Annotated in this window: 21 protein-coding genes; 11 read left to right on the top strand and 10 right to left on the bottom strand. The window is 60.0% G+C overall.

Annotated elements, in window-relative coordinates:
* Window positions 1-5 precede the first annotated feature (5 nt).
* From araG to AACY11_RS00420, 6 genes are all read left to right on the top strand, one after another.
* Window positions 6-1550: an L-arabinose ABC transporter ATP-binding protein AraG gene (araG, locus tag AACY11_RS00445; protein ID WP_339431083.1), complete on the top strand. Its 1545-nt coding sequence runs from the start codon at window positions 6-8 to the stop codon at window positions 1548-1550.
* 12 nt (window positions 1551-1562) lie between these two features.
* Window positions 1563-2531, top strand: a complete 969-nt coding sequence (araH, locus tag AACY11_RS00440; RefSeq protein WP_339493603.1) for an L-arabinose ABC transporter permease AraH — start codon at window positions 1563-1565, stop codon at window positions 2529-2531.
* 184 nt (window positions 2532-2715) lie between these two features.
* Window positions 2716-3429: a GntR family transcriptional regulator gene (locus AACY11_RS00435; protein WP_339431085.1), complete on the top strand. Its 714-nt coding sequence runs from the start codon at window positions 2716-2718 to the stop codon at window positions 3427-3429.
* Window positions 3426-4424, top strand: coding sequence for an ADP-ribosylglycohydrolase family protein (locus AACY11_RS00430; protein WP_339493601.1), 999 nt, complete (start codon window positions 3426-3428; stop codon window positions 4422-4424). The genes AACY11_RS00435 and AACY11_RS00430 overlap by 4 nt, the downstream gene beginning before the upstream one ends.
* Window positions 4425-4583: 159 nt before the next feature.
* Window positions 4584-6050, top strand: coding sequence for a purine-cytosine permease family protein (locus AACY11_RS00425; protein WP_339431087.1), 1467 nt, complete (start codon window positions 4584-4586; stop codon window positions 6048-6050).
* Window positions 6043-6963, top strand: a complete 921-nt coding sequence (locus AACY11_RS00420; RefSeq protein WP_339493600.1) for a PfkB family carbohydrate kinase — start codon at window positions 6043-6045, stop codon at window positions 6961-6963. Before AACY11_RS00425 ends, AACY11_RS00420 begins: the two co-directional genes overlap by 8 nt.
* Window positions 6964-7002: 39 nt before the next feature.
* Here AACY11_RS00420 and AACY11_RS00415 read toward each other — a convergent pair whose 3' ends face one another.
* The 3 genes from AACY11_RS00415 to AACY11_RS00405 form a co-directional block, all read right to left on the bottom strand.
* On the bottom strand, window positions 7003-7260 hold the full coding sequence (locus AACY11_RS00415; protein ID WP_221729325.1) for a hypothetical protein: 258 nt from the start codon (window positions 7258-7260) through the stop codon (window positions 7003-7005).
* Between the two features lie 44 nt (window positions 7261-7304).
* Window positions 7305-7631 (bottom strand): hypothetical protein, encoded by a 327-nt coding sequence (locus AACY11_RS00410; RefSeq protein WP_339431089.1) that lies wholly within the window; start codon window positions 7629-7631, stop codon window positions 7305-7307.
* 97 nt (window positions 7632-7728) lie between these two features.
* Window positions 7729-8382: an HD domain-containing protein gene (locus AACY11_RS00405; RefSeq protein WP_339493598.1), complete on the bottom strand. Its 654-nt coding sequence runs from the start codon at window positions 8380-8382 to the stop codon at window positions 7729-7731.
* Window positions 8383-8533: 151 nt separating this feature from the next.
* Between AACY11_RS00405 and AACY11_RS00400 the strand changes: the two genes are divergently transcribed.
* Entirely contained in the window at window positions 8534-9013 is a 480-nt protein-coding gene (locus AACY11_RS00400) for a GNAT family N-acetyltransferase (RefSeq protein ID WP_339431091.1), read from the top strand.
* 66 nt (window positions 9014-9079) lie between these two features.
* Here AACY11_RS00400 and AACY11_RS00395 read toward each other — a convergent pair whose 3' ends face one another.
* From AACY11_RS00395 to AACY11_RS00370, 6 genes are all read right to left on the bottom strand, one after another.
* Complete coding sequence (locus AACY11_RS00395; RefSeq protein WP_339431092.1) at window positions 9080-10072, bottom strand: LacI family DNA-binding transcriptional regulator; 993 nt, start codon at window positions 10070-10072, stop codon at window positions 9080-9082.
* A 75-nt stretch (window positions 10073-10147) separates the two neighbouring features.
* The gene (locus tag AACY11_RS00390) at window positions 10148-11617 is read right to left on the bottom strand and encodes a glycoside hydrolase family 32 protein (protein WP_445261471.1); all 1470 of its coding nucleotides are present in this window, start codon (window positions 11615-11617) and stop codon (window positions 10148-10150) included.
* Between the two features lie 29 nt (window positions 11618-11646).
* Entirely contained in the window at window positions 11647-12792 is a 1146-nt protein-coding gene (locus AACY11_RS00385) for an ABC transporter ATP-binding protein (RefSeq protein ID WP_339493597.1), read from the bottom strand.
* A 27-nt stretch (window positions 12793-12819) separates the two neighbouring features.
* On the bottom strand, window positions 12820-13662 hold the full coding sequence (locus tag AACY11_RS00380) for a carbohydrate ABC transporter permease (RefSeq protein WP_339431095.1): 843 nt from the start codon (window positions 13660-13662) through the stop codon (window positions 12820-12822).
* Window positions 13659-14624 (bottom strand): carbohydrate ABC transporter permease, encoded by a 966-nt coding sequence (locus tag AACY11_RS00375; RefSeq protein WP_339493595.1) that lies wholly within the window; start codon window positions 14622-14624, stop codon window positions 13659-13661. Before AACY11_RS00375 ends, AACY11_RS00380 begins: the two co-directional genes overlap by 4 nt.
* A 21-nt stretch (window positions 14625-14645) precedes the next feature.
* The gene (locus AACY11_RS00370) at window positions 14646-15920 is read right to left on the bottom strand and encodes an ABC transporter substrate-binding protein (protein ID WP_339464900.1); all 1275 of its coding nucleotides are present in this window, start codon (window positions 15918-15920) and stop codon (window positions 14646-14648) included.
* A gap of 168 nt (window positions 15921-16088) precedes the next feature.
* Between AACY11_RS00370 and AACY11_RS00365 the strand changes: the two genes are divergently transcribed.
* Window positions 16089-17654 (top strand): carbohydrate porin, encoded by a 1566-nt coding sequence (locus tag AACY11_RS00365; RefSeq protein WP_339493594.1) that lies wholly within the window; start codon window positions 16089-16091, stop codon window positions 17652-17654.
* Between the two features lie 236 nt (window positions 17655-17890).
* On the opposite strand, the gene AACY11_RS00355 is transcribed toward AACY11_RS00365, so the two are convergent.
* On the bottom strand, window positions 17891-18244 hold the full coding sequence (locus AACY11_RS00355) for an outer membrane protein (protein ID WP_445261469.1): 354 nt from the start codon (window positions 18242-18244) through the stop codon (window positions 17891-17893).
* Between the two features lie 116 nt (window positions 18245-18360).
* Between AACY11_RS00355 and AACY11_RS00350 the strand changes: the two genes are divergently transcribed.
* From AACY11_RS00350 to dgoD, 3 genes are read left to right on the top strand one after another with little or no spacing between them, the layout of a single operon-like run.
* Entirely contained in the window at window positions 18361-19350 is a 990-nt protein-coding gene (locus tag AACY11_RS00350) for a 2-dehydro-3-deoxygalactonokinase (protein ID WP_339493593.1), read from the top strand.
* A 19-nt stretch (window positions 19351-19369) separates the two neighbouring features.
* Entirely contained in the window at window positions 19370-19990 is a 621-nt protein-coding gene (locus tag AACY11_RS00345) for a 2-dehydro-3-deoxy-6-phosphogalactonate aldolase (protein WP_339493591.1), read from the top strand.
* A gap of 34 nt (window positions 19991-20024) precedes the next feature.
* Window positions 20025-21173, top strand: coding sequence for a galactonate dehydratase (gene dgoD / locus AACY11_RS00340; protein ID WP_339431110.1), 1149 nt, complete (start codon window positions 20025-20027; stop codon window positions 21171-21173).
* The last annotated feature ends 137 nt before the right edge of the window (window positions 21174-21310 follow it).

Raw genomic sequence — 21310 nt, 5'->3', positions numbered from 1 at the left:
GCTTTATGCACGCGCAAGTACAGACACAAGAACACAGCATGGGCGCCAGCCTGCGCTTCAACGGGATCGGCAAAACCTTTCCCGGCGTCAAAGCGCTGGATGGCATCAGTTTCGTCGCGCATCCGGGGCAGGTTCATGCCTTGATGGGCGAGAACGGCGCCGGCAAATCGACCTTGCTGAAAATCCTCGGTGGCGCTTACATCCCGAGCAGCGGTGAGTTGCAGATCGGCGACCGGACGATGGCTTTCAAATCGACTGCCGACAGTATCGGCAACGGTGTCGCGGTGATTCACCAGGAGCTGCATCTGGTGCCGGAAATGACCGTCGCCGAGAACCTGTTTCTCGGGCATCTGCCGGCCAGTTTCGGTTTGATCAATCGCGGTGCGCTGCGCCAGCAAGCCTTGAGTTGCCTCAAAGGTCTGGCTGACGAAATCGATCCGCAGACCAAGGTCGGTCGCTTGTCACTCGGTCAGCGGCAACTGGTGGAAATCGCCAAGGCGTTGTCGCGCGGCGCCCATGTGATCGCGTTCGACGAACCCACCAGCAGCCTCTCGGCCCGTGAGATCGACCGCTTGATGGCGATCATCGGCCGTCTGCGCGACGAAGGCAAAGTCGTGCTTTACGTTTCCCATCGCATGGAGGAGGTGTTCCGCCTCTGCGATGCGGTAACGGTGTTCAAGGACGGCCGCTACGTGCGCACTTTCGACGACATGAGCCAGTTGACCCACGATCAACTGGTGACCTGCATGGTCGGGCGCGACATTCAGGACATCTACGATTACCGCAATCGTCCACGCGGTGCCGTGGCGCTGAAGGTCGACGGTTTGCTCGGCCCGGGCCTGCGTGAGCCGATCAGTTTCGAGGCGCACAAGGGCGAGATTCTTGGCTTGTTCGGGCTGGTCGGGGCAGGGCGCACCGAGTTATTTCGTTTGCTCAGTGGACTTGAGCGCCACACCGCCGGACGCCTCGAACTGCGCGGCCATGAACTGAAACTGCGCTCACCGCGCGACGCGATTGCCGCCGGGATCCTGTTGTGTCCAGAGGACCGCAAAAAGGAGGGCATCATCCCGCTGGCCAGCGTTGCCGAGAACATCAACATCAGCGCGCGCGGCGCCCATTCGGGTCTCGGTTGCCTGTTGCGCGGGATGTGGGAGAAGGGCAACGCCGACAAGCAGATCAAGGCGTTGAAAGTCAAAACGCCCCACGCCGGCCAGCAGATCAAATTCCTCTCCGGCGGCAATCAGCAGAAGGCCATTCTCGGCCGCTGGTTGTCGATGCCGATGAAGGTTTTGCTGCTCGATGAACCGACTCGCGGCATCGACATCGGTGCCAAAGCGGAGATCTACCAGATCATCCATAACCTTGCCGCCGACGGTATTTCGGTGATCGTGGTGTCCAGCGACCTGATGGAAGTGATGGGGATTTCCGACCGCATTCTGGTGCTCTGCGAAGGCGCCCTGCGCGGCGAAGTCAGCCGCGAACAGGCCAATGAATCCAACCTGCTGCAACTGGCTTTGCCGCGCCACCGCGCTGACGGCGTGGCGAACTGAGAGGTGACTATGATGACAACCCAAAACGAAACCCTGCCCACCGAGCGCAAACCTTTGGACATGCGGCGCTTCCTCGATGACTGGGTCATGTTGCTGGCAGCGGTGGCCATCTTCGTCGCCTGCGCCTTGCTGATCGACAACTTCCTTTCGCCGCTGAATATGCGAGGGCTGGGCCTGGCAATTTCCACGACCGGCATCGCCGCCTGCACCATGCTCTATTGCCTGGCGTCGGGGCATTTCGACTTGTCGGTGGGGTCGGTGATTGCTTGCGCCGGGGTGGTGGCGGCGGTGGTCATGCGGGACACCGACAGCGTGCTCCTCGGGGTCAGTGCGGCGCTGTTGATGGGCCTGATTGTCGGCCTGATCAACGGGATCGTGATTGCCAAGTTGCGGGTCAACGCGTTGATCACCACGCTGGCGACCATGCAGATCGTGCGGGGGCTGGCGTACATTTTTGCCAACGGCAAAGCGGTGGGCGTGTCGCAGGAATCGTTCTTTGTTTTCGGTAACGGCCAGTTGTTCGGCGTGCCTGTGCCGATCGTGATCACCGTCGTTTGTTTTGTGTTTTTCGGCTGGCTGCTCAATTACACCACCTACGGTCGCAACACCATGGCCATCGGTGGCAACCAGGAAGCGGCATTGCTGGCCGGGGTGAACGTTGATCGCACCAAGATCATCATCTTTGCCGTGCACGGTTTGATCGGTGCGTTGGCCGGGGTGATTCTGGCGTCGCGCATGACCTCCGGGCAGCCGATGATTGGTCAGGGTTTCGAGCTGACCGTGATCTCGGCGTGTGTGCTGGGCGGGGTCTCGCTGAGCGGCGGGATCGGCATGATTCGGCATGTGATTGCCGGGGTGTTGATTCTGGCGATCATCGAGAATGCGATGAACCTGAAGAACATCGATACGTTCTACCAGTACGTGATCCGTGGATCGATTCTGCTCTTGGCTGTCGTAATCGACCGCCTCAAGCAACGCTGACCCCCCTCATCCTTGTGGGCGAGAGCCTGCTCGCGAAAGCGCTGAATCAGTCGCCGGAAATATTGACTGACCCGACGTCTTCGCGAGCAGGCTCGCACACAATGGACCGCAGCTTTCCCGCCTTCTGTCCAATCTCCAAAATTCCCCTTGCTTGGTCATGCCCGTTTCGGGTATCAATTTGTACATGATTAGACAGGTACGATTTGACAAGAAACAACGGGTGGTCGACGAACTCGTCCGGCGCATCGAAAGCGGCCTCATGGAGGACGGCGTTCTGTTGCCCGGCGAACATCAGTTGGCTCAAGAATTCAAAGTCAGCCGTGGCACATTGCGCGAAGCGCTCGCCGAACTGAAGCGGCGCAAGTACATCGCCACGCAAAGCGGTGTCGGCTCCATCGTCACATTTGACGGTGTGGCGCTTGACCAGCGCAGCGGCTGGGCGCAGGCACTGGCCGACAGCGGGGCGCTGATCAACACCCAAGTGTTGCGTCTGGAAGCCGTGACCCGGCCCGACTTGCTGGCGCGTTTCGGTACCGACCAGTTCATCACCCTCGACCGCCGTCGTCGCTCCAACGATGGCACGCTGGTGTCCCTCGAACGCTCATTGATGCCGGCCACCGGCGGCCTGGAAAGCCTGCCGCGCGTCGGTCTGATCGACAACTCCCTGACCATCACTCTGGCCGCCTATGGCTATATCGGCGAGCGCGGTGATCAGTGGATCGGTGCCGAACCGTTGAATGCCGAAGATGCCGAGTTGCTTGGCCGCCCGGTGGGCACGGTATTTCTCAAGGCCCTGCGCACCACCTACGACCGGCAGAACCGTTTCATGGAGCAGGTCGAAAGCCTGCTCGATCCGGTGCATTTCCGTCTTCACCTGCAGTTTGGAGAGTCGAAATGACCACGCTCAACCGTGCCCTCGGTGCTTTTTATGGCCTGGCCCTCGGTGATGCGCTGGGCATGCCGACGCAATCGCTGAACCGCGAAACGATCAAGGCCCGCTTCGGCCAGATCACTGATCTGCAGGATGCCGGCCCGCTGCAACCGATTGCCGCGAACATGCCCAAGGGGTCAATCACCGACGACACCGAACAGGCGATTCTGGTCGGCCAGTTGCTGGTCGAAGGCAACGGTCGCATCGAGCCTGGGCTACTGGCGCAACGACTGATCGAGTGGGAAGCCGAGATGCAGGCCAAAGGCTCTCAGGACCTGCTCGGCCCATCGACCAAGCGCGCCATCGAAATGATCCTCGCCGGCCATTCGCCGGAAGAAGCTGGGCGTTACGGCACGACCAATGGCGCGGCGATGCGCATTACCCCGGTGGGGATCGCGGCGAATGTCGCCGACCCTGAGCGCTTTATCGCGGCGGTGGTGCAGGCCTGTCAGGTTACCCACAACACCACGCTGGGCATCTCCAGTGCGGCGGCGGTGGCCGCGGTGGTGTCAGCCGGGATCAATGGCATGGATCTGGGCGAGGCGTTGAACCTCGGCCAGCAGATCGCTCAGCAAGCGCAATCTCACGGTCACTGGGTGGCCGGTGGGCGCATGGCTTCGCGTATCAGTTGGGCGCGCACCATCAGCGTCGACAGCGACAAGGCGCTGCTGGCCGATCTGCTCTACGACGTGATCGGCACTTCGGTGGCCTCGCAAGAGTCGGTGGTGGTGTCGTTTGCGCTGGCGCAGCAAGTGGCCGTCGGCGAGATGAGCGCGTTTGATGCGCTGTGCATGGCGGCCAGTCTGGGCGGCGACACTGACACCATCGCAGCGATGCTCGGGGCGATGCTCGGGGCCTGCCTGGGTCTTGAGAGTTGGCCTGCGCCGATGATTGCAACGGTCAAAGCCGTCAACGATCTGGAGCTTGAGCCTTTGGTGCAAGGGCTGTTGGCCCTGCGCTGATTGAACTGACGCCATCGCGGGCTTGCTCGCGAATGGATCACCGCATTCTTGAATTTTCAACCCGTAATGGATCGCACGGACAGGCCCAGGACGGCCGGGGATGTCTAGTTGTTTCGCGTCATTGCCACAACCACAAAAAAGGCAAACAGGAGCACTTTCATGAGTTCATCAAACGTCGGGCAAAGCGCCGGGCAACTGGAAACACGCGGCATCGAACCGGTCCCGGAAGCCGAGTGCAACGGCCACCCGCTGCAATTGTTCTGGGTCTGGTTCGCGGCCAACATTTCCATTCTCGGCTTGCCGCTGGGCGCGACGCTGGTGGCATTTCGCGGGTTGGCGATCTGGCAGGCGATCATCGTCGCGATCATCGGTGCCGCCGGTTCGTTTGCGGTGGTCGGGATCATCTCCATTGCCGGTCGTCGTGGCCGCGCGCCGAGCCTGACCTTGTCGCGGGCGATCTTCGGTGTGCGCGGCAACATCGGCCCGACCCTGGTCTCGCTGATGTCGCGTCTGGGTTGGGAAACCGTCAACACCACCACCGCCGCATTCGTGCTGCTGTCGCTGTGTTCGATCCTGTTCGGCTCGCCGGTCGAGGCAAAAAGTGCCCCGCTGCTGACGTTGATCTTCATCGCGATTTTCGTGCTGCTGACTCTGTCGGTTTCCGGTCTTGGCCACGCCACCTTGCTGGTCATCCAGAAGTGGGCGACCTACGTGTTCGGCGCGCTGAATATTCTGGTCGGCGGTTTCCTTTGCGCCACCATCGACTGGAGCGCGGTGTTCAACGCCACGCCAGCGCCGATGAGCGCCATGATGATCGGTATCGGTACCATGGCCGCCGGCACCGGGATCGGCTGGGCCAATGCCGGCGCCGACATGTCGCGCTATCAGCATCGCAGCGTCAACGCCGTGCGTCTTGTGGCGTCGGCGGCGTTCGGTGCGGGGATTCCGCTGGTGTTGCTGATCACCCTCGGCGGGCTGTTGTCGGTGGGCAATAACGACCTGGCATCGGCGACTGACCCGATCGTGGCGATCCGCGACATGCTGCCGACCTGGATGGCGGTGCCGTACCTGATCACCGCATTCGGTGGCCTGCTGCTGTCGAACAACCTGTCGGTGTACTCCGCCGGATTGACCACGCTGACCCTGGGCCTGAAGGTCAAACGCGTCTACGCAGTGGTGGTCGACATCGTCGCAATCTTCGCCGGTTCGATTTACTTCATGCTGATCGCTGACAGTTTCTACGGCCCGTTCATCACCTTCATTTCCCTGCTGGCGGTGCCGATCACCGCGTGGGTCGGGATCTTTGTGGTCGACCTGATCCATCGTCATTACTACAGCCCCCAAGACCTGCTCGACGTCAGCCCGAGCAGCGCCTACTGGTATCAAGGTGGGATCGAGTGGCGCGCATTCGGGGCGTGGGCGATGGCCATCGTGCTGGGTTTCAGTTTCACCACCATTGGCACCACCGCCGAAAACGTCTGGTTCAAGGGCTTCCTGTCCGATTCGTGGCTGGGCCACAACGGTCTCGGCTGGATCGTGACGTTCGTGGTGGCCGGTGGCATTTACTTCCTGCTCGGCGGGGCGAAAGATCGCCGCGCCGCGCTAGTCGAGAATGCTCATGCCTAAGATGTTGCACACCGGCCAGGTCATCATCGACCTGGTCATGGCCGTGGAAAAACTGCCGCAAGTCGGCGGTGACGTGCTGGCCCAGTCTGCCGGTTTCGAGGCCGGCGGCGGCTTCAATGTGATGGCGGCGGCTGTGCGTAATGGTCTGCCGGTTGTCTATCTCGGTCGTCACGGCACCGGGCGTTTCGGCGATCTGGCGCGTGATGCGATGAACGCTGAAGGCATTCACATCGGCATCAGCGCACCGGCGCAACGCGACACCGGTTTGTGTGTGGCGCTGACTGATGCTTCGGCCGAGCGCAGTTTCATTTCCTACATCGGTGCTGAGGGTGAGGTGACCGAGGCCGATTTGAACAGCGTGGCGGCCGAGACGGGCGATTACGTCTATCTCAGCGGCTACAGCCTGCTGCACGAAGGCAAGGCCCAAGCCTTGCTCGACTGGACGCTGGCATTGCCGGCGTCGATCAGTGTGGTGTTCGATCCGGGGCCGCTCGTCGAATCGCCGGACTCGCCGCTGATGCAGGCGTTGTTGCCGCGCATCGACGTGTGGACCAGCAACAGCCTCGAAGCGCGGCGCTTTACCGGGGCTGAAGAGATTTCTGTTGCGCTTGATCGCCTCGCAGAATTCCTGCCCAGCGAGGTGCTGATGGTGGTGCGCGACGGGCCGCAAGGGTGCTGGTTTCAGCAGGCTGGCGAGCGTCGTCATGTCCCTGGGTTTGCCGTGAATGCGGTGGACAGCAATGGTGCCGGGGATGCCCATGCCGGGGTCTTTGTGGCCGGGTTGGCGCAGGGGCTTTCGGCATTTGACGCCGCACGGCGGGCGAATGCGGCCGCCGCATTGGCGGTGACTCGTTGGGGGCCGGCAACCGCGCCGCAGAGTGCTGAGGTGGATGCGTTGATCAGCGCAGGCTGATTCGGCCGTCCGCCGCACGTGCGGCGAACGGCCCGGCGACTACTGCAGATCCAGCTTGCGCGCCGCTTCAACCCCGGCGGCACTGAGCTTGATCGGCAGGTGCAACGAATGTTCGCCAGCCTCGTTGCACGTCACATGACCATGGTGAATCAGCCCGCGATCCTGCAAAGCGGCGAGGGCACTGGCCACGACTTTCTCCCCGCGATAATTGTCCAGCACCTCTTTGCCCAAGCCACTTGGGTGGGCGTGCAGCAGGCGAGTGAGGACTTCTTTTTCCAGGTTTTTATCGACGTTCATGGTTACCTCTTCATGGATGTGAATAGGACGCTCGCGTCGGCGAACTACTGGCTGGAACCCTCGGAGCCCGAACCACCGGTGGTGGTTTTCGAACTCGCGCCGGCACCTGAGTTCACAGGTGGCACCGGGTTGCCGGACGTTCCGCCCTGACGTCCAGGATCGTTACCCTGGGTGCGCGGGTCGGTGCCGGTGGCTGGCGGAGCAACGTTGACGCCCGAACCATCGGTGTTCATGCCGGGGGTACTCTGGATGGCGGGGGCTTTGGGGTGTTCTACCGGATCGGTCGGGCCGGTTCCTGTAGCGGTGGCGGCGAATGCCGCGGGGCAGAGCAGGGCGGTGAATACGAGGGCGGTCAACCTTGACGGGATCATAGGGCTTCTCCAGTGATTGAAATCCTTACCTGTCGTTGGTCTGCCCTCGAATCGGATTGGTGCCTGATGAGCGACGAACGGTCGAGCGCGATTGCACTCAGGCGACGCCGATTTCTTCCTTCAATTGCTCCATGAAACCCTTAAGGCGTTGATGACGGATCAGCGCCAGACGCTGACCGGCTGCGGTCTGGAAACCGTCGGCGAGGTGCAGCAATTTGGTCTGGAAATGATCGAGGCAGAAGCGTGTGTCGTCGTAGTTGCGTTCTTTCGCTTCGGGATCTAGCGGGTCGTAAAGCGCCGAGCCCATGCGCCCGGCGACATAGAACGTGCGAGCGACGCCGAGCATGCCCAGCGAATCGAGACGGTCGGCGTCCTGGACGATTTTTGCTTCGAGGGTAAGCGCGGCGATGTTGGCGGAAAAACTGTGCGCCTCAATGGCGTGGGCAACTGCGGCGATTTTTGCTGACGGCCAGTTCAGTTCTGCCAGCACCGTTGACGCTTTTTCCGCCGCCAGACGCGAGGCCTGCGAGCGCTGCGGCGAGTTCTTTTCGATGGCCACGCAATCGTGCAACAGCGCCGCGGCCAGCATTATTTCAAGATCCCCGCCTTCCTCGGCCTGCAACGTACGCACGTTGTGCCAGACCCGCTGCAGGTGCGCGAGGTCGTGAGCACCGTCGTCTGAAGGCTCAAGGGCGTGGGGCAGTAGATCCGTTGCCAACATCGCCAGTGGTACAAAAGCGTTAGGGTTCATTAGCATCCTTTGAGGTGAGCGCTATTGTTGTGGGCGCGGCGCTAAATCATCAGCTGCCCGGCCCTGCCAAGGTCAAGCGTTGAATTGCCATGTGACGAGCGCTCCGTCGCGCCTTAGTATGGCGCTTTCCAATTTCCAACAAGGCCCGTCCATGTCGATCGAAATCCGCCCGGCGACCCCCAGCGATGCACCGCAGATCCTCGCCTTCATCACCGAACTGGCAGATTTCGAAAAGGCCCGCCACGAAGTCATCGCCAGCGTCGTCGACATCGAACGCAGCCTGTTCGGCGAAGGCGCCACCGCCCATGGGCTGATTTGCCTGCGCGACAGCCTGCCCATCGGTTTCGCCGTGTTCTTTTTCAGCTATTCGACCTGGCTGGGCAGCAACTGCCTGTACCTCGAAGACCTCTATATCACCCCGGAACAACGCGGTGGCGGCGCCGGCAAAACCCTGTTGCGCCATCTGGCAAAAATCGCCTGCGACAACGACTGCGGCCGCTTCGAATGGAGCGTGCTCGACTGGAACACCCCGGCCATCGACTTCTACAAATCCCTCGGCGCCCAACCACAGGAAGAATGGGTGAGGTATCGCATGGATGGCAAGGTGCTGCGCGAGTTCGCCGAAGGCTGAACACCGATGGGGACGTGACAGACGAATGGCCAATCGAAAGCAAGCGGGTGTGCTATCACCTAATGCTTATAGTGATGCCCTGATCACCAATGGACAATCAACTGGCTGGGCTCCCGATTCGTCGAGGGACTCGATCAGGTGCCGGGCAGCCTTGCGACCGATCTCGTAGTACGGCAGTTGCACTGTGGTCAGCGGCGGGATGAACAGCTCAGCAATACCGATCATGTTGTCGTAGCCGAGAACGGCGACATCGTCGGGAATTTTCAGGCCACGGCCCAACAGTAACTGATAGGCACAAAAGGCAATGCGGTCGTTGCCACAGATCAGAATGTCGAACTGGGGACGACCCTCAATGATGTGCCGGTCGAGGATGGCGGCGGCTTCACCATAGGCATCATGATCGCAAAGGTCGTATTGCAGGACTGCGTCAGGCGCAAGGCCAAATGCCTGGCAGGCACGCTGCAAGCCTTTTTGTCGCAGGTCCCAGGCCAGACTCTGTTTTGGCAGATTGATACACAGAGGGCGCCGATAGCCTTGGCTCAATGCGTGATGTACAGCGCGATACTGCCCCGTTTCGTCGTCGGGCACATAACTCACCAGGCGACTGTCATCCGCCAGGCAATTGGCAAGTACCAGTGGTTTGCTCTTCAAACGCTCGGGAATGCACACCTGGCGAAAGCCCATGGCGCTGAAGATCAGCCCGTCGGGACGGTGCGACAACATCAGGTCGATGTTTTGGTCGGTGGGTGGGTTGCTCAACAGGTTGAGGATGAACACATTCCAGCCCGCCTGCTGCGCGGTCTGTTCAATGGACAGCAGCAACTCGACGGCAAACGGTGTGGTCGCGGTGTCCAGCGCGAACACACCGATGGTTCGCGACTGGAGGTTGTCGCCGCGCATTTTGCGCGCCGACAAGCTCGGTACGAATTGCAGTTCATCGATGGCGCGACGCACCCGCAGAAGGGTTTCGGGGCTCAGTTTTTCCGGGTTGTTGAGCGCTCGAGAAACCGTCATCAGGGACACGCCGGCCAGCAGTGCAACGTCTTTCACTGAAGTCATGTCAGGCGAAACCGATCAGATTGACGCAGAATCATGACACATCGCCCGCGCTTCTCGCGACTCGAGTGACGCTGCTCATAGCCATCCCGAGGCGAGAGGCCATGCCCTGGTAATCGAGACGCGCCCGCCACTGCCGCTTGCAAGAAGCTTCACGCCAAGACTGTCGGGCTTTGGGTAGAGGCGACTGCTGAGGCTGAAGCGCCCGTTTTCGTCGAACACCTCAATCGATGAGCGATCGAGGAACACCCGTAGTTCCAGTCGCGCTTGTGTCGGGTCTATCGACACGCTGCGTTGACCTGTGACTTGCGTACCCGAGCGGCTACGGTCAAGCACCAGACGCTGCAGTGACGCATCGTAGTAGAGCCGCGTTTCTTCCTGGCCATCGACGCTGCAGCGCAAGGCGATGCCCAGGTGGCCGTCGGTGCAGCCGAGCAAGTCCAGATGCACATGGATTTCGAGCATATCGCCATTCACTTCTGGCACCCACCGGGCTCCCGACTCCTCCCACCAAAGCGTGCCCGGTAATGGCGCTGTGCGCAGAGCGGTGAGCTCCCGTGCCGGAAACACGCAAAGGCGATCGGCGCACAGTTCAAGTTCGCGTGGCAAACCGAGCATGCCGCACCAGTGATGGGCCTGGCTCGGCATCGGGCTTTCCCACATGTCGAGCCATGCCCACACGAGGCGCCGGCCATCGGCGGCCAATAGCGTTTGCGCGGCATAGAAATCGTGGCCGTTATCCAGCTCGATAAAAGGCCCGCCAGTGAAGTGCCAGTCGCTGTCGAGTCGGCCCACTCGGTAACCGGTCTGGTACTTGTTGAGTCGGTCGTAACCTTGGGATGACATGCCTTGGGGGGAGTACAGCAGCACATCGCGTCCGTTCAGTCGAAACAGATCCGGGCACTCCCACATATAGCCATCGCCCTCGCTGCCGCTGGATACATAGTCAAGGAACTCCCAAACGTGCAGATCCGTGGAACGGTACAGCGGGAGCAGCGGCCTATCGCCCAGGCGTGCGCCGGCAATCAGGTACCAATAGTCATCCTCCTTCCATACCTTGGGGTCACGAAAGTGCATGATCGTGTCTTGCGGCGCGGTCTCGATGACGGCGCCATGCTTGACGAACCGGATGCCATCGGTGCTGGTTGCCAGGCACTGCACTTGACGGATCAAGCGCTCGTCACCCACTTCCCCCAGCCAGGTGTGTCCGGTGTAGATCAGTGCCAGGGTATCTGCGCACACCACAGCGCTACCGGAAAAACATCCGTCACGGTCGAAGTCATCGCCCGGTGCCAGCGCTATGGGTAGGTGCTGCCAATGAACGAGATCGGCACTCTTGGCATGACCCCAATACATCGGGCCCCATTTCGCTTCGAAGGGGTTATGTTGATAGAAAACGTGATATTCGCCCCGAAAGTACACGACCCCGTTAGGGTCGTTCATCCAGCCTGCCGGGGGGGCAATATGATAACCGGGTCGATAATCCTGGATGACGCGGGACAGGCCATCACTCAGCGCACGCTGCGCAAGGTCAAGGGTGCAAGGCATTGGATCGCTCAGGGTCTTCAAAGACAAGGTCATAGGGCGCGTGCTCGTACCGGGCGCAGAGGGACGCCGTCGGGCAGGGTTTCAGTGGCTTGAGGATGGCGCTTCAAGGCTGCGCCGTCGGCGTCGAACAGGTGCAGGTTGTCGATGTCCAGTTGCAATTCGACCCGATCGCCCACCTGCCAACCGGCGCTGACCTCACAACGACAGGTCAGCGGCTCGTCCTGACCGGTATCCAGGTGCACATAGGTTTCGCTGCCCAGGTATTCGACCCCGGTCACGACGACGCCGGCGGTTCCATCCGCCGCCTTGAGCGAGACGTGCTCCGGACGAATTCCGAGGCTCAACTGCGTGCCCGCCGCCAGGTTCGAGCTGTCGAAGGGCAGGGCGGTCATACCCAAAACGGCGGTGTCGATCAGGCTGGTTTCGCCCGGCGCATGCAGGCGCGCCGCAAGGAAGTTCATTTTTGGCGAACCGAGAAAACCGGCAACAAAGCGACTGGCCGGGCGCTCATAGAGTTCGCGCGGTGAACCGACCTGTTCTACGCGACCGCCATTGAGCACCACAATTTTGTCAGCCAGGGTCATCGCTTCCACTTGATCGTGGGTGACGTAGATCATGGTCGAGGCCAGTCGATCATGCAGCCGGGCGATTTCGTTGCGCATCTGCACACGCAAGGATGCATCCAGATTCGAAAGCGGCTCATCGAACAACAAAATGTCCGGTTCGCGCGCCATGGCTCTGCCCATGGCCACACGCTGACGCTGCCCACCGGACAGTTCTTTTGGCTTGCGTTGCAGCAGTTTGTCCAATTGCAGGATTTGCGCGGTTTTCAGCACGCGCTCGCGCAGGCTGCTCTTTTCAGTCTTGGCCAGTTTGAGACCAAAGCTGATGTTGTCGTAGACGCTCATGTGCGGGTACAGCGCATAAGACTGAAATACCATGCCGACGCCTCGCTCGCGCGGTTCCAGGTCGTTGACCCGTCGCCCGTCGATCAGCAGGTCGCCGCCGCAGATCGAATCCAGTCCGGCGATCAATCGCAGCAGGGTCGACTTTCCGCAGCCCGAAGGGCCGACGAACACCACGAATTCACCCGCCGCGATCTCCAGGCTGACGTCGCGCAGAATCCGTGCGCCGCCCAGTTGTTTGTTCACATTGTCCAGTTTCAATTTGATCACGATGCTGTTCCTTGTCTTTGTTGGGCATCAACCCTTTAACGCGCCGGCAGTGAGACCGGAAACGATTCGGCGCTGGAAGATCAGCACCAGAATCACCAGTGGGACGGTGACCACCACGGAGGCGGCCATCAACAATCCCCAAGGCAACTCATGGGGGCTGCCGCCGGAAATCAAGGCGATGGCGACTGGCACGGTGCGTTGGGTGTCGGTGAGGGTGAAGGTCAGGGCAAACAGGAACTCGTTCCACGCGGCGATGAAGGCCAACAAACCCGTGGTGACCAGTGCGGGCCATAGCAACGGCAACAGCACTCGGGTCAGTGTGACCCAGGGCGAGGCGCCATCCATGATTGCCGCTTCTTCCAGTTCATGGGGCAGTTGGCCCATGAACGTGGTGAGCACCCAGACGGTGAAGGGCAGGGTGAAAATCGTGTAGCTCAGGATCAACGCCAAAGACGTGTTGTACAGACCCAGGGCGCGGATCACTTCGAACAGCCCCGACAGTACGGCGACTTGGGGAAACATCGACACGCCCAGAACCATCATCAATACCGTGCCACGTCCACGGAATTTCACCCTTCCCAAGGCATAGGCGGCGGTCAGGCTGAGGAACAGCGCCAGTGTCACTACGCACAACGCAACCACCAGCGAATTACCAATCGCCCGCAGGAATGAGGCTTGGTGGAGTACCGTCGTGTAATTGGAGAAGTCGGGAGTTTCGATCCAGTAGCTCACCTCGAACAAGGCGCTGGACGGCTTCAGCGACGTCACGATGGCGTAGTAGAAAGGGAAGACCGCATACAGCAGCAACACCCCGATCAGGCACCAGAACCCGAGACGCAGCAGGGTTTTTTTCAGCAGGCGCGGGCTCATGAGCGGACCTCCAGTTGACGGCGTCCGAGGTACAGGTAAGCCATGGCGATTACCGCTACGACCAGAAACAGCAAGGTCGAAGCGGCGCTGCCGTAACCGACGTCCTGAAACTCCACCAGGTGTTGGCGGGCATAGACCGACATGCTCATGGTGCTTGATGAGTTCGAGGTCAGCACATAGATGACGTCGAATACCCGCAAGGAGTCGAGGATGCGGAAGATGGCCGCCACCAGCAGAGCAGGCATCAACAGTGGCAGCGTGACACGCCAGAACACTTTCAGCGGATGAATGCCATCGACCCTGGCGGCTTCGTAACAATCGCTCGGCAACATCTGCAAGGCCGCGAGCATCAGCAGCGTGACAAAAGGCACGGTCTTCCAGACGTCGACGATGATCACCGCCCACATCGACAGATCTGCATCGGCTGTCCAGGCCAGAGGCGCATCGATCAGGCCGAGGCTCAGCATCAGGTGATTGATGATGCCGAACTGGTCGTTAAGCATCCATGACCAGATCTTCGCCGAGACAATGGTTGGAATCGCCCAGGGAATCAGAATCAACGCACGCACCAGCGAACGGCCGGTGAACTTGATGTTCAACAGCAACGCCACCAGCAGCCCCAGGACGACTTCCAGTCCCACCGACACCACAGTGAAATGCAACGTATTGCGCACCGCATTCCACCATTGCGGATCGACCAGGATGCCCGACCAGCCGGCACTGCTGTGAAACAGATAATTGCTCAAGCCGACAAAGGTTGCATCGCCCGTCTCGGCCAGGCTTGCGTCGGTCAGGCTAAACCAGAATGTGCGCAGCAGCGGCCAGGCCGCCACCAGGGCCAGGCACAGCAACATCGGGCTCAGGAATAGCCACGCGGCGCGAACGCGACGGCGTTGTACCGGCGTTTCCCGAGTGATCAGGTGCTCTTCGTCGCCGGGGGCGAGTGTAGTGGAGGCAGACATGGTGATTTCCTTCCTTGTGGCTTACCAGTTCTGGCGTTTGATACGCGTGAGTTCGCTTTCCAGTTCGGCCAGCGCTTGATCGACAGGCAACTCGCCCGCCAGCACGCCATGCACTCGATCGAAGAACGCATTGGAGACCCGTGGATAGCGATCGGCAGTGATGGAGGCGGGGCGCATCACCCCATCGTTGAGAATGCTGTGCAACTGAGCGTAATAAGGCATGGCCGCGAGCAATTCGGGGTCTTGATAAAGCGACTCGATAACCGGGTTATAGGCGCCAATCAGGGCACGGTGTTTTTGCTCTTGGGCACTGGTCAGATAGTTCACCAGCTCTGCGGCAAGTTTTGGGTTGGCACTGTAGCGCGATACCGCCAGGCCCCAGCCACCGAGGGTGGAGGCATGTGTGCCGGCTTCGCCGCCGCGGGGCAGGGGAGCGACCCCAACCTTGTCTTTTACGGCGCTGTCCTGGCTTTGTACCAAGGCCCAGACATACGGCCAGTTACGCATGAACAGCGCATTTCCCGATTGGAATACGCCACGTCCTTCCTCCTCGGTGTAGTTGAGTACGCCACGCGGGGAGATGTCTCCTACCCAGCTTTTCGCCAGGGTCAAAGCCGTTTTCGAGGCCTGACTGTTGACCACGATGTCGCCTCGTGGATTGACCAGTCCGCCTTGCGGTTGGCTGCTGATCCATTCCAGCGCATTGCACGTCAGGCCCTCGTAGGCGCGCCCCTGAAAAATGTAACCCCACGCATTGGGGTTCCCGGCAGCGCGTTCGGCCTGTTGAATACTTCTGGCGGTCGCGGTCATTTCTTGCCAGGTCTGGGGAACTGGCTGGTGGTACTTTTCGAGCAAGTCTTTGCGGTAATACAGCAGGCCCGAGTCAGTGAACCACGGCATCGTCACCAACCGTCCATTCACCGTGGCGTTATCCACCTGTGCCTGGAAGTAGCCCTGGGTCGCGTTGGCAGGAAGCACCTCGCGCAGATCCAGCAGATGTTTGGCCAGCATCCCCGGCCACACCATATCGATTTGAATGATGTCGATGTCGGCGGACTGCGCGCTGAGGATCTGCTGGTAGAACGACAACCGCTCGGTCGCCGAGTTGGGCGTGGAAACCACCTCGACATTGTTGCCGGTCTGTTTCGACCACGCCTCGACAGCCTCCTTGCAGAGTTGTAACTCCGCACCCACTGCACCGCACGAGATCGTCAAATGGGCTGCGTTCGAGAGGGATGGAAACCCGGCACAGAGGGCGAACAGTGTGGCTGGCAGGAGAGATTTCAGATGTTTCATTGAGCACCCTTTATTTTTGTTTTTAGAAAAGTTAACGTTAACATCGCCAAATGTAGCAGCGTATTTGCGATGGGGCATCCTTTTTTTCGTCGATTGCGACAATTCACAACTGACGAAAAATGGCCGGTCGCGGGAACAAAACAATAAAAACAAAACAGGGAAATCCACATGCAGAAAGCATCAGGCTGGCTACTCGCAGGCGTGCTCGGCACATCGGCGGCCACCTCTCAGGCCGCGACTCTGGAAGAGCGCATGGCCGCGTTTGAAGCCCGTGCCAGCGCAGCGGAACAGCGTGCAGCCGCAGCCGAACAGCAAACCCAGGCGCTCGCCAGGGAACTGCAGCAAATCAAACTCGCCACTCCCGCTTTGCAGCCCGCTGCGTCCACTGCCGCCGCCCATTCGACGCCTGCTTTGGATACCCGGCTGGCAAAACTCGAAGCCCGTCAGGACAGCATGGAGAAAACGGGCAGTACTGGACACCTTACAGACGGGGTCAGCTTCAAAGGCTATGCCCGCTCCGGATTGCTGATTGACGAGGGGCTTGGTGGAGGCCGTGGCGGGCCTTATACAACGCCGGCCGGCTCAGTTGGTGGTGCTGTCGGGCGACTCGGCAACGAAGACGACACCTACATGCGTATAGACCTGTCGAAAGAAACCTATGCGCAGAACGGCACCCGCGCCAAATTCACGGTGTCCATCGCCGATGGTGTGGAGAGCTCCAATGACTGGACGGCCGACGAGAGCAACCTGAACGTGCGTCAGGTCTTTACCGAGCTCGATCATCTTGCCGCCTTCAAGGGCAACTCAGTGTTCGAGAACGCCACCTTGTGGGCAGGCAAACGATTCGACAGGGATAACTTCGATATCCATTGGCTGGACTCCGACGTGGTCTATCTGGCCGGCACCGGAGGTGGTATCTACGATGTGCAGATGAACAAGAACTGGCGCTCCAACTACTCTTTGATCGGGCGTAGCTATGGGGATTTCAGTGAGGGCGGTGTCAATGCCGATGTGCAAAGCTACATCCTGACCTCCAACCAGTTCTTCGATAATGGTCAGTGGCAGTGGATGTTCAATGGCATTGGCTCAAAGAAAAACGACTTCGGCAATCGCAGCAATCAAGCAGGCCTGACGCCTGCGGATTCCGGCTTGCACAGCATGTTGGCCAATCATCAGAAAAACTTCTTCGGCCGGGAAGGCTTCTTCAAAACGGCGCTGCTCTATGGACAAGGTTTGGGGGCAGAGGTCAAGAACATCGGTTCGGATGGCGAACTGATCGACGACGCCCGCGCTCTGCGCCTGGCGCTTTATGGTGAGACACCCATTGCCCCCGGCTGGCGTATCGGCCCCAGCTTGCTGGCCGAACAGAGCAAGGACAGATACGTCAAGGGTGACGACTACCGCTGGATGACCCTGAACGTGCGTTTGGCCAATGCAATCAACAGCAATTTCGAGATGGCCTACGAAATGAGCTGGCAAACCATGGACCTCGACCCCAAGGGCTACAGGCAACGCAATGCGGTCGACGGTAACTTCTGGAAATTCACGGTCGCTCCGACCTTCAAGCCTGACGTTGGAGACCTTCTCACACGTCCCGAATTACGAGTATTCGCCAGTTTCATGAACTGGTCTTCGGATCTGGACAGATACAGTTCCACAGACAACTTCGGCAAGACGGACTTCAACGCCGGAGGTGTTTGGCAATACGGGATACAAATGGAAACCTGGTTTTAATGTTTGAACACGCCGGCCAGCACGCCTTCAGCGCGCCGGCCGGCTGTTGTTGCAAACAGTGATGTCGGCTTCAGACATCTGCTTTGAGATTGGCCATGAAAATTTGGCCAACTTCAACAGGCACTGTGACAGCGAAATGAAGTGACACCGAATATCGTCGTGGAACAGCAGTGGCGTTATTCAATCCTCAGGCTTGTCATAGCGACGCCGTGCCAGGCGTCGATGCATTTAACCGCTTAGAACCAATAATGCAGGCCGAGCATTAATGACTGGGCGCTGTAGTCAGTGCGCACATCGCCTTGGGGCAGGCCCTGAATGTCGCCGAAGTGCGCATCGCGCGTCTTGAGGTATCGATAATCCAGGGACGTGGACCATTGATCGGTGAGCTCGAAACTGACCCCGGCTCCGAGTTGATAGGCCGACACGTTGTCGCGGTGAGTATTGCCGAAGTGGACGCCGCCGGCTTCCAGGCCACTGATTGATACGGTGCTGTAGCCCAGGCCGCCACCCATGTAGGGCGTGAACCGACGGAAGGGCGCCGGGAGGTTCAGGAAGTCATACCAGAGGATCGATAAGACTGCGAAAAGCAATATTTGCCGCACACTCGTATCCCATAATATGGGATTGATATTTATATATTGAGATTTTCCTGCGCCAAGGTTTATAGTCCGTCGCACTCACTGCCAAAAACAAAACAGGTGAAGCGATGCAGGCGCAATTGATCGCGCTCGACTGGGGGACGACCTCATTACGTGCTTACAAACTTGCGGCGGGCGGTGTGGTGCTGGAGCAGCGCTCGCTGTCGTCCGGGATCATGCAACTGCCGAAAACCCCGCGAGTCATCAACGGTCGCGAATGCACCGATGGTTTTGAACTGGCCTTCGACGAGGCGTGTGGCGACTGGCTCGATGCGCAGCCGGATCTGCCGGTGATCGCTTGCGGCATGGTCGGCAGTGCTCAGGGCTGGCGCGAAGCGGCCTACGGCGAGACGCCGGCGAACGTCGCCAATCTCGGAAACTCCCTACAAACAGTTGTCAGTCTTCGCGGTACGCGAGTGCATATCGTGCCGGGCGTGATTCAGCGTTCGCGTCTGCCGAACGTAATGCGCGGCGAAGAAACGCAAGTCCTCGGCGTTCTGCAGAATCTTCCGGTCGAGGCGGGCGATGAGCTGTTGATCGGCCTGCCGGGCAGTCACTCGAAATGGGTGGAGGTGGTCGATGGCTGCATCACGCATTTCGACACCTTCATGACCGGCGAAGTATTCGCCGTGCTCAGTGATCACAGCATCCTCGGCCGTACCCAACAGCAAGGTGCGGCGTTCGATGGTCAGGCGTTTGACCGGGGCGTACAGGTGGCTCTGTCGGCGGACGGTGAACTCGGCGTGCTCTCGACGTTGTTTAGCGCCCGTACCTTGGGGCTGACCGGTGAACTGAGCCCGACGGCCCAAGCGGATTATCTGTCCGGCCTGATGATCGGTCATGAGTTGGCGGCGCTCGCCTCAGTGCAACGGCGTCGCCGCAACAACCCGAATCTTCCTTCGATCATCCTCATCGGCAACGCGCCACTCTGCGCGCGCTATAGCCGCGCGCTCGATGCCTGCGGTTTCGCCAAGGTCACGCTGGCCGAACAGGCCACCGAGCGTGGTTTGTGGCAACTGGCGCTGGCCGCCGGACTGATTGATCCCTCATCCCGTTAACCCTGACTGGAGGCCTGACATGCTCAAGCAAGCATTGGCGCAAAACGGTCTGATCGCGATCCTGCGGGGCCTGTATCCGCAGGAAGCCGCCGCTGTCGGAGAAGTCCTGTATACATCCGGATTTCGCGTCATAGAAGTACCGCTTAATTCCCCATCGCCGTACGAAAGTATCCGCATCCTGCGCAAGACCTTGCCCGCCGATTGCCTGATCGGTGCCGGTACGGTGTTGTCGGCGGAGCAGGTCGACTTGGTGAAAGAGGCGGGCGGCCAGGTGATCGTCATGCCGCACAGCGATGCCAAGGTACTGCGCGCCGCGAAAGCGGCGGGGCTGTACCTGTCGCCGGGTGTGGCCACACCGACCGAAGCGTTTGCGGCGCTGGCGGAGGGCGCAGACATTCTCAAGCTGTTTCCCGCCGAGCAGATGGGCCCGGCGGTCGTCAAAGCCTGGCTGGCGGTGTTGCCGACGGGCACGGTGCTGGCGCCGGTCGGCGGCATTACCCCGGACAACATGCAGGTATTTATCGACGCCGGAGTGAAAGGTTTCGGCCTCGGTTCCGGGCTATTCAAACCGGGCATGACGCCGGAGCAAGTGGCGGTCAATGCCAAGGCCTATGTCACTGCCTGGAAAGTCCTTCGCTAAGAACGCTGGCGCATCCAACAAGAGAGACAACAAGATGAAAATCACCAAACTCACCACCTTCATCGTCCCGCCGCGCTGGTGTTTCCTCAAAGTCGAAACCGACGAAGGCGTGACCGGTTGGGGCGAGCCTGTGGTTGAAGGTCGCGCGCACACCGTGGCGGCCGCCGTAGAAGAATTGTCCGACTACCTGATCGGCAAAGACCCACGCAACATCGAAGACATCTGGACGGTGCTGTATCGCGGCGGCTTTTACCGTGGCGGCGCGATCCACATGAGTGCACTGGCCGGCATCGATCAGGCCCTGTGGGATATCAAGGGCAAGGCCCTCGGTGTGTCGGTCAGCGATCTGCTCGGCGGTCAGGTGCGCGACAAGATCCGTGTGTATTCGTGGATCGGTGGCGACCGTCCGGCCGATACAGCACGCGCCGCGAAAGAGGCCGTCAGTCGTGGTTTTACCGCGGTAAAAATGAACGGCACCGAAGAGCTGCAATTTCTCGACTCCTTCGAAAAAGTCGACCTCGCGTTGGCCAACGTCGCCGCCGTGCGTGATGCGGTCGGGCCGAACGTGGGCATCGGTGTCGACTTCCATGGCCGGGTGCACAAGCCCATGGCCAAGGTGCTGATGAAGGAACTCGATCCGTACAAACTGATGTTTATCGAGGAGCCTGTGCTCAGCGAAAACTATGAAGCGTTGAAAGAGCTGGCGCCGCTGACCAGCACGCCGATTGCCCTCGGTGAGCGACTGTTCTCGCGGTGGGATTTTAAACGGGTGTTGAGCGAAGGTTACGTCGACATCATCCAGCCGGATGCTTCCCACGCGGGCGGCATCACCGAAACCCGCAAGATCGCCAACATGGCCGAAGCCTACGACGTGGCATTGGCGCTGCATTGCCCGTTGGGGCCGATTGCGCTGGCGGCTTGTTTGCAACTGGACGCGGCTTGTTACAACGCGTTTATCCAGGAGCAGAGCCTGGGCATCCATTACAACGAGAGCAACGATTTGCTCGACTACGTGAAAGATCCGCAGGTATTCGATTACGACAAAGGCTTCGTGAAGATCCCGAATGGGCCCGGCTTGGGGATCGAGATCAACGAGGAATACGTGATCGAACGTGCGGCCGTCGGCCACCGCTGGCGCAACCCGATCTGGCGCCATGCCGATGGCAGTTTTGCCGAGTGGTGAGTCACCGACATCACTGATGTCCCCCTGTGGGAGAGGGCTTGTCAGTCGATGTTGCATCAGATGACACATCGCATTCGCGAGCAAGCCCGCTCCCACCATTTAGATCTCCATGGATGGGGTATCTGCATTCAACGACC

The sequence above is a fragment of the Pseudomonas sp. RA_105y_Pfl2_P56 genome (assembly GCF_963970845.1).
In the GTDB taxonomy this organism is placed as follows: domain Bacteria; phylum Pseudomonadota; class Gammaproteobacteria; order Pseudomonadales; family Pseudomonadaceae; genus Aquipseudomonas; species Aquipseudomonas baetica_A.
The sequence above is the reverse complement of the archived record's forward strand: the minus strand, read 5'-3'. Positions and strand labels throughout refer to the sequence as shown.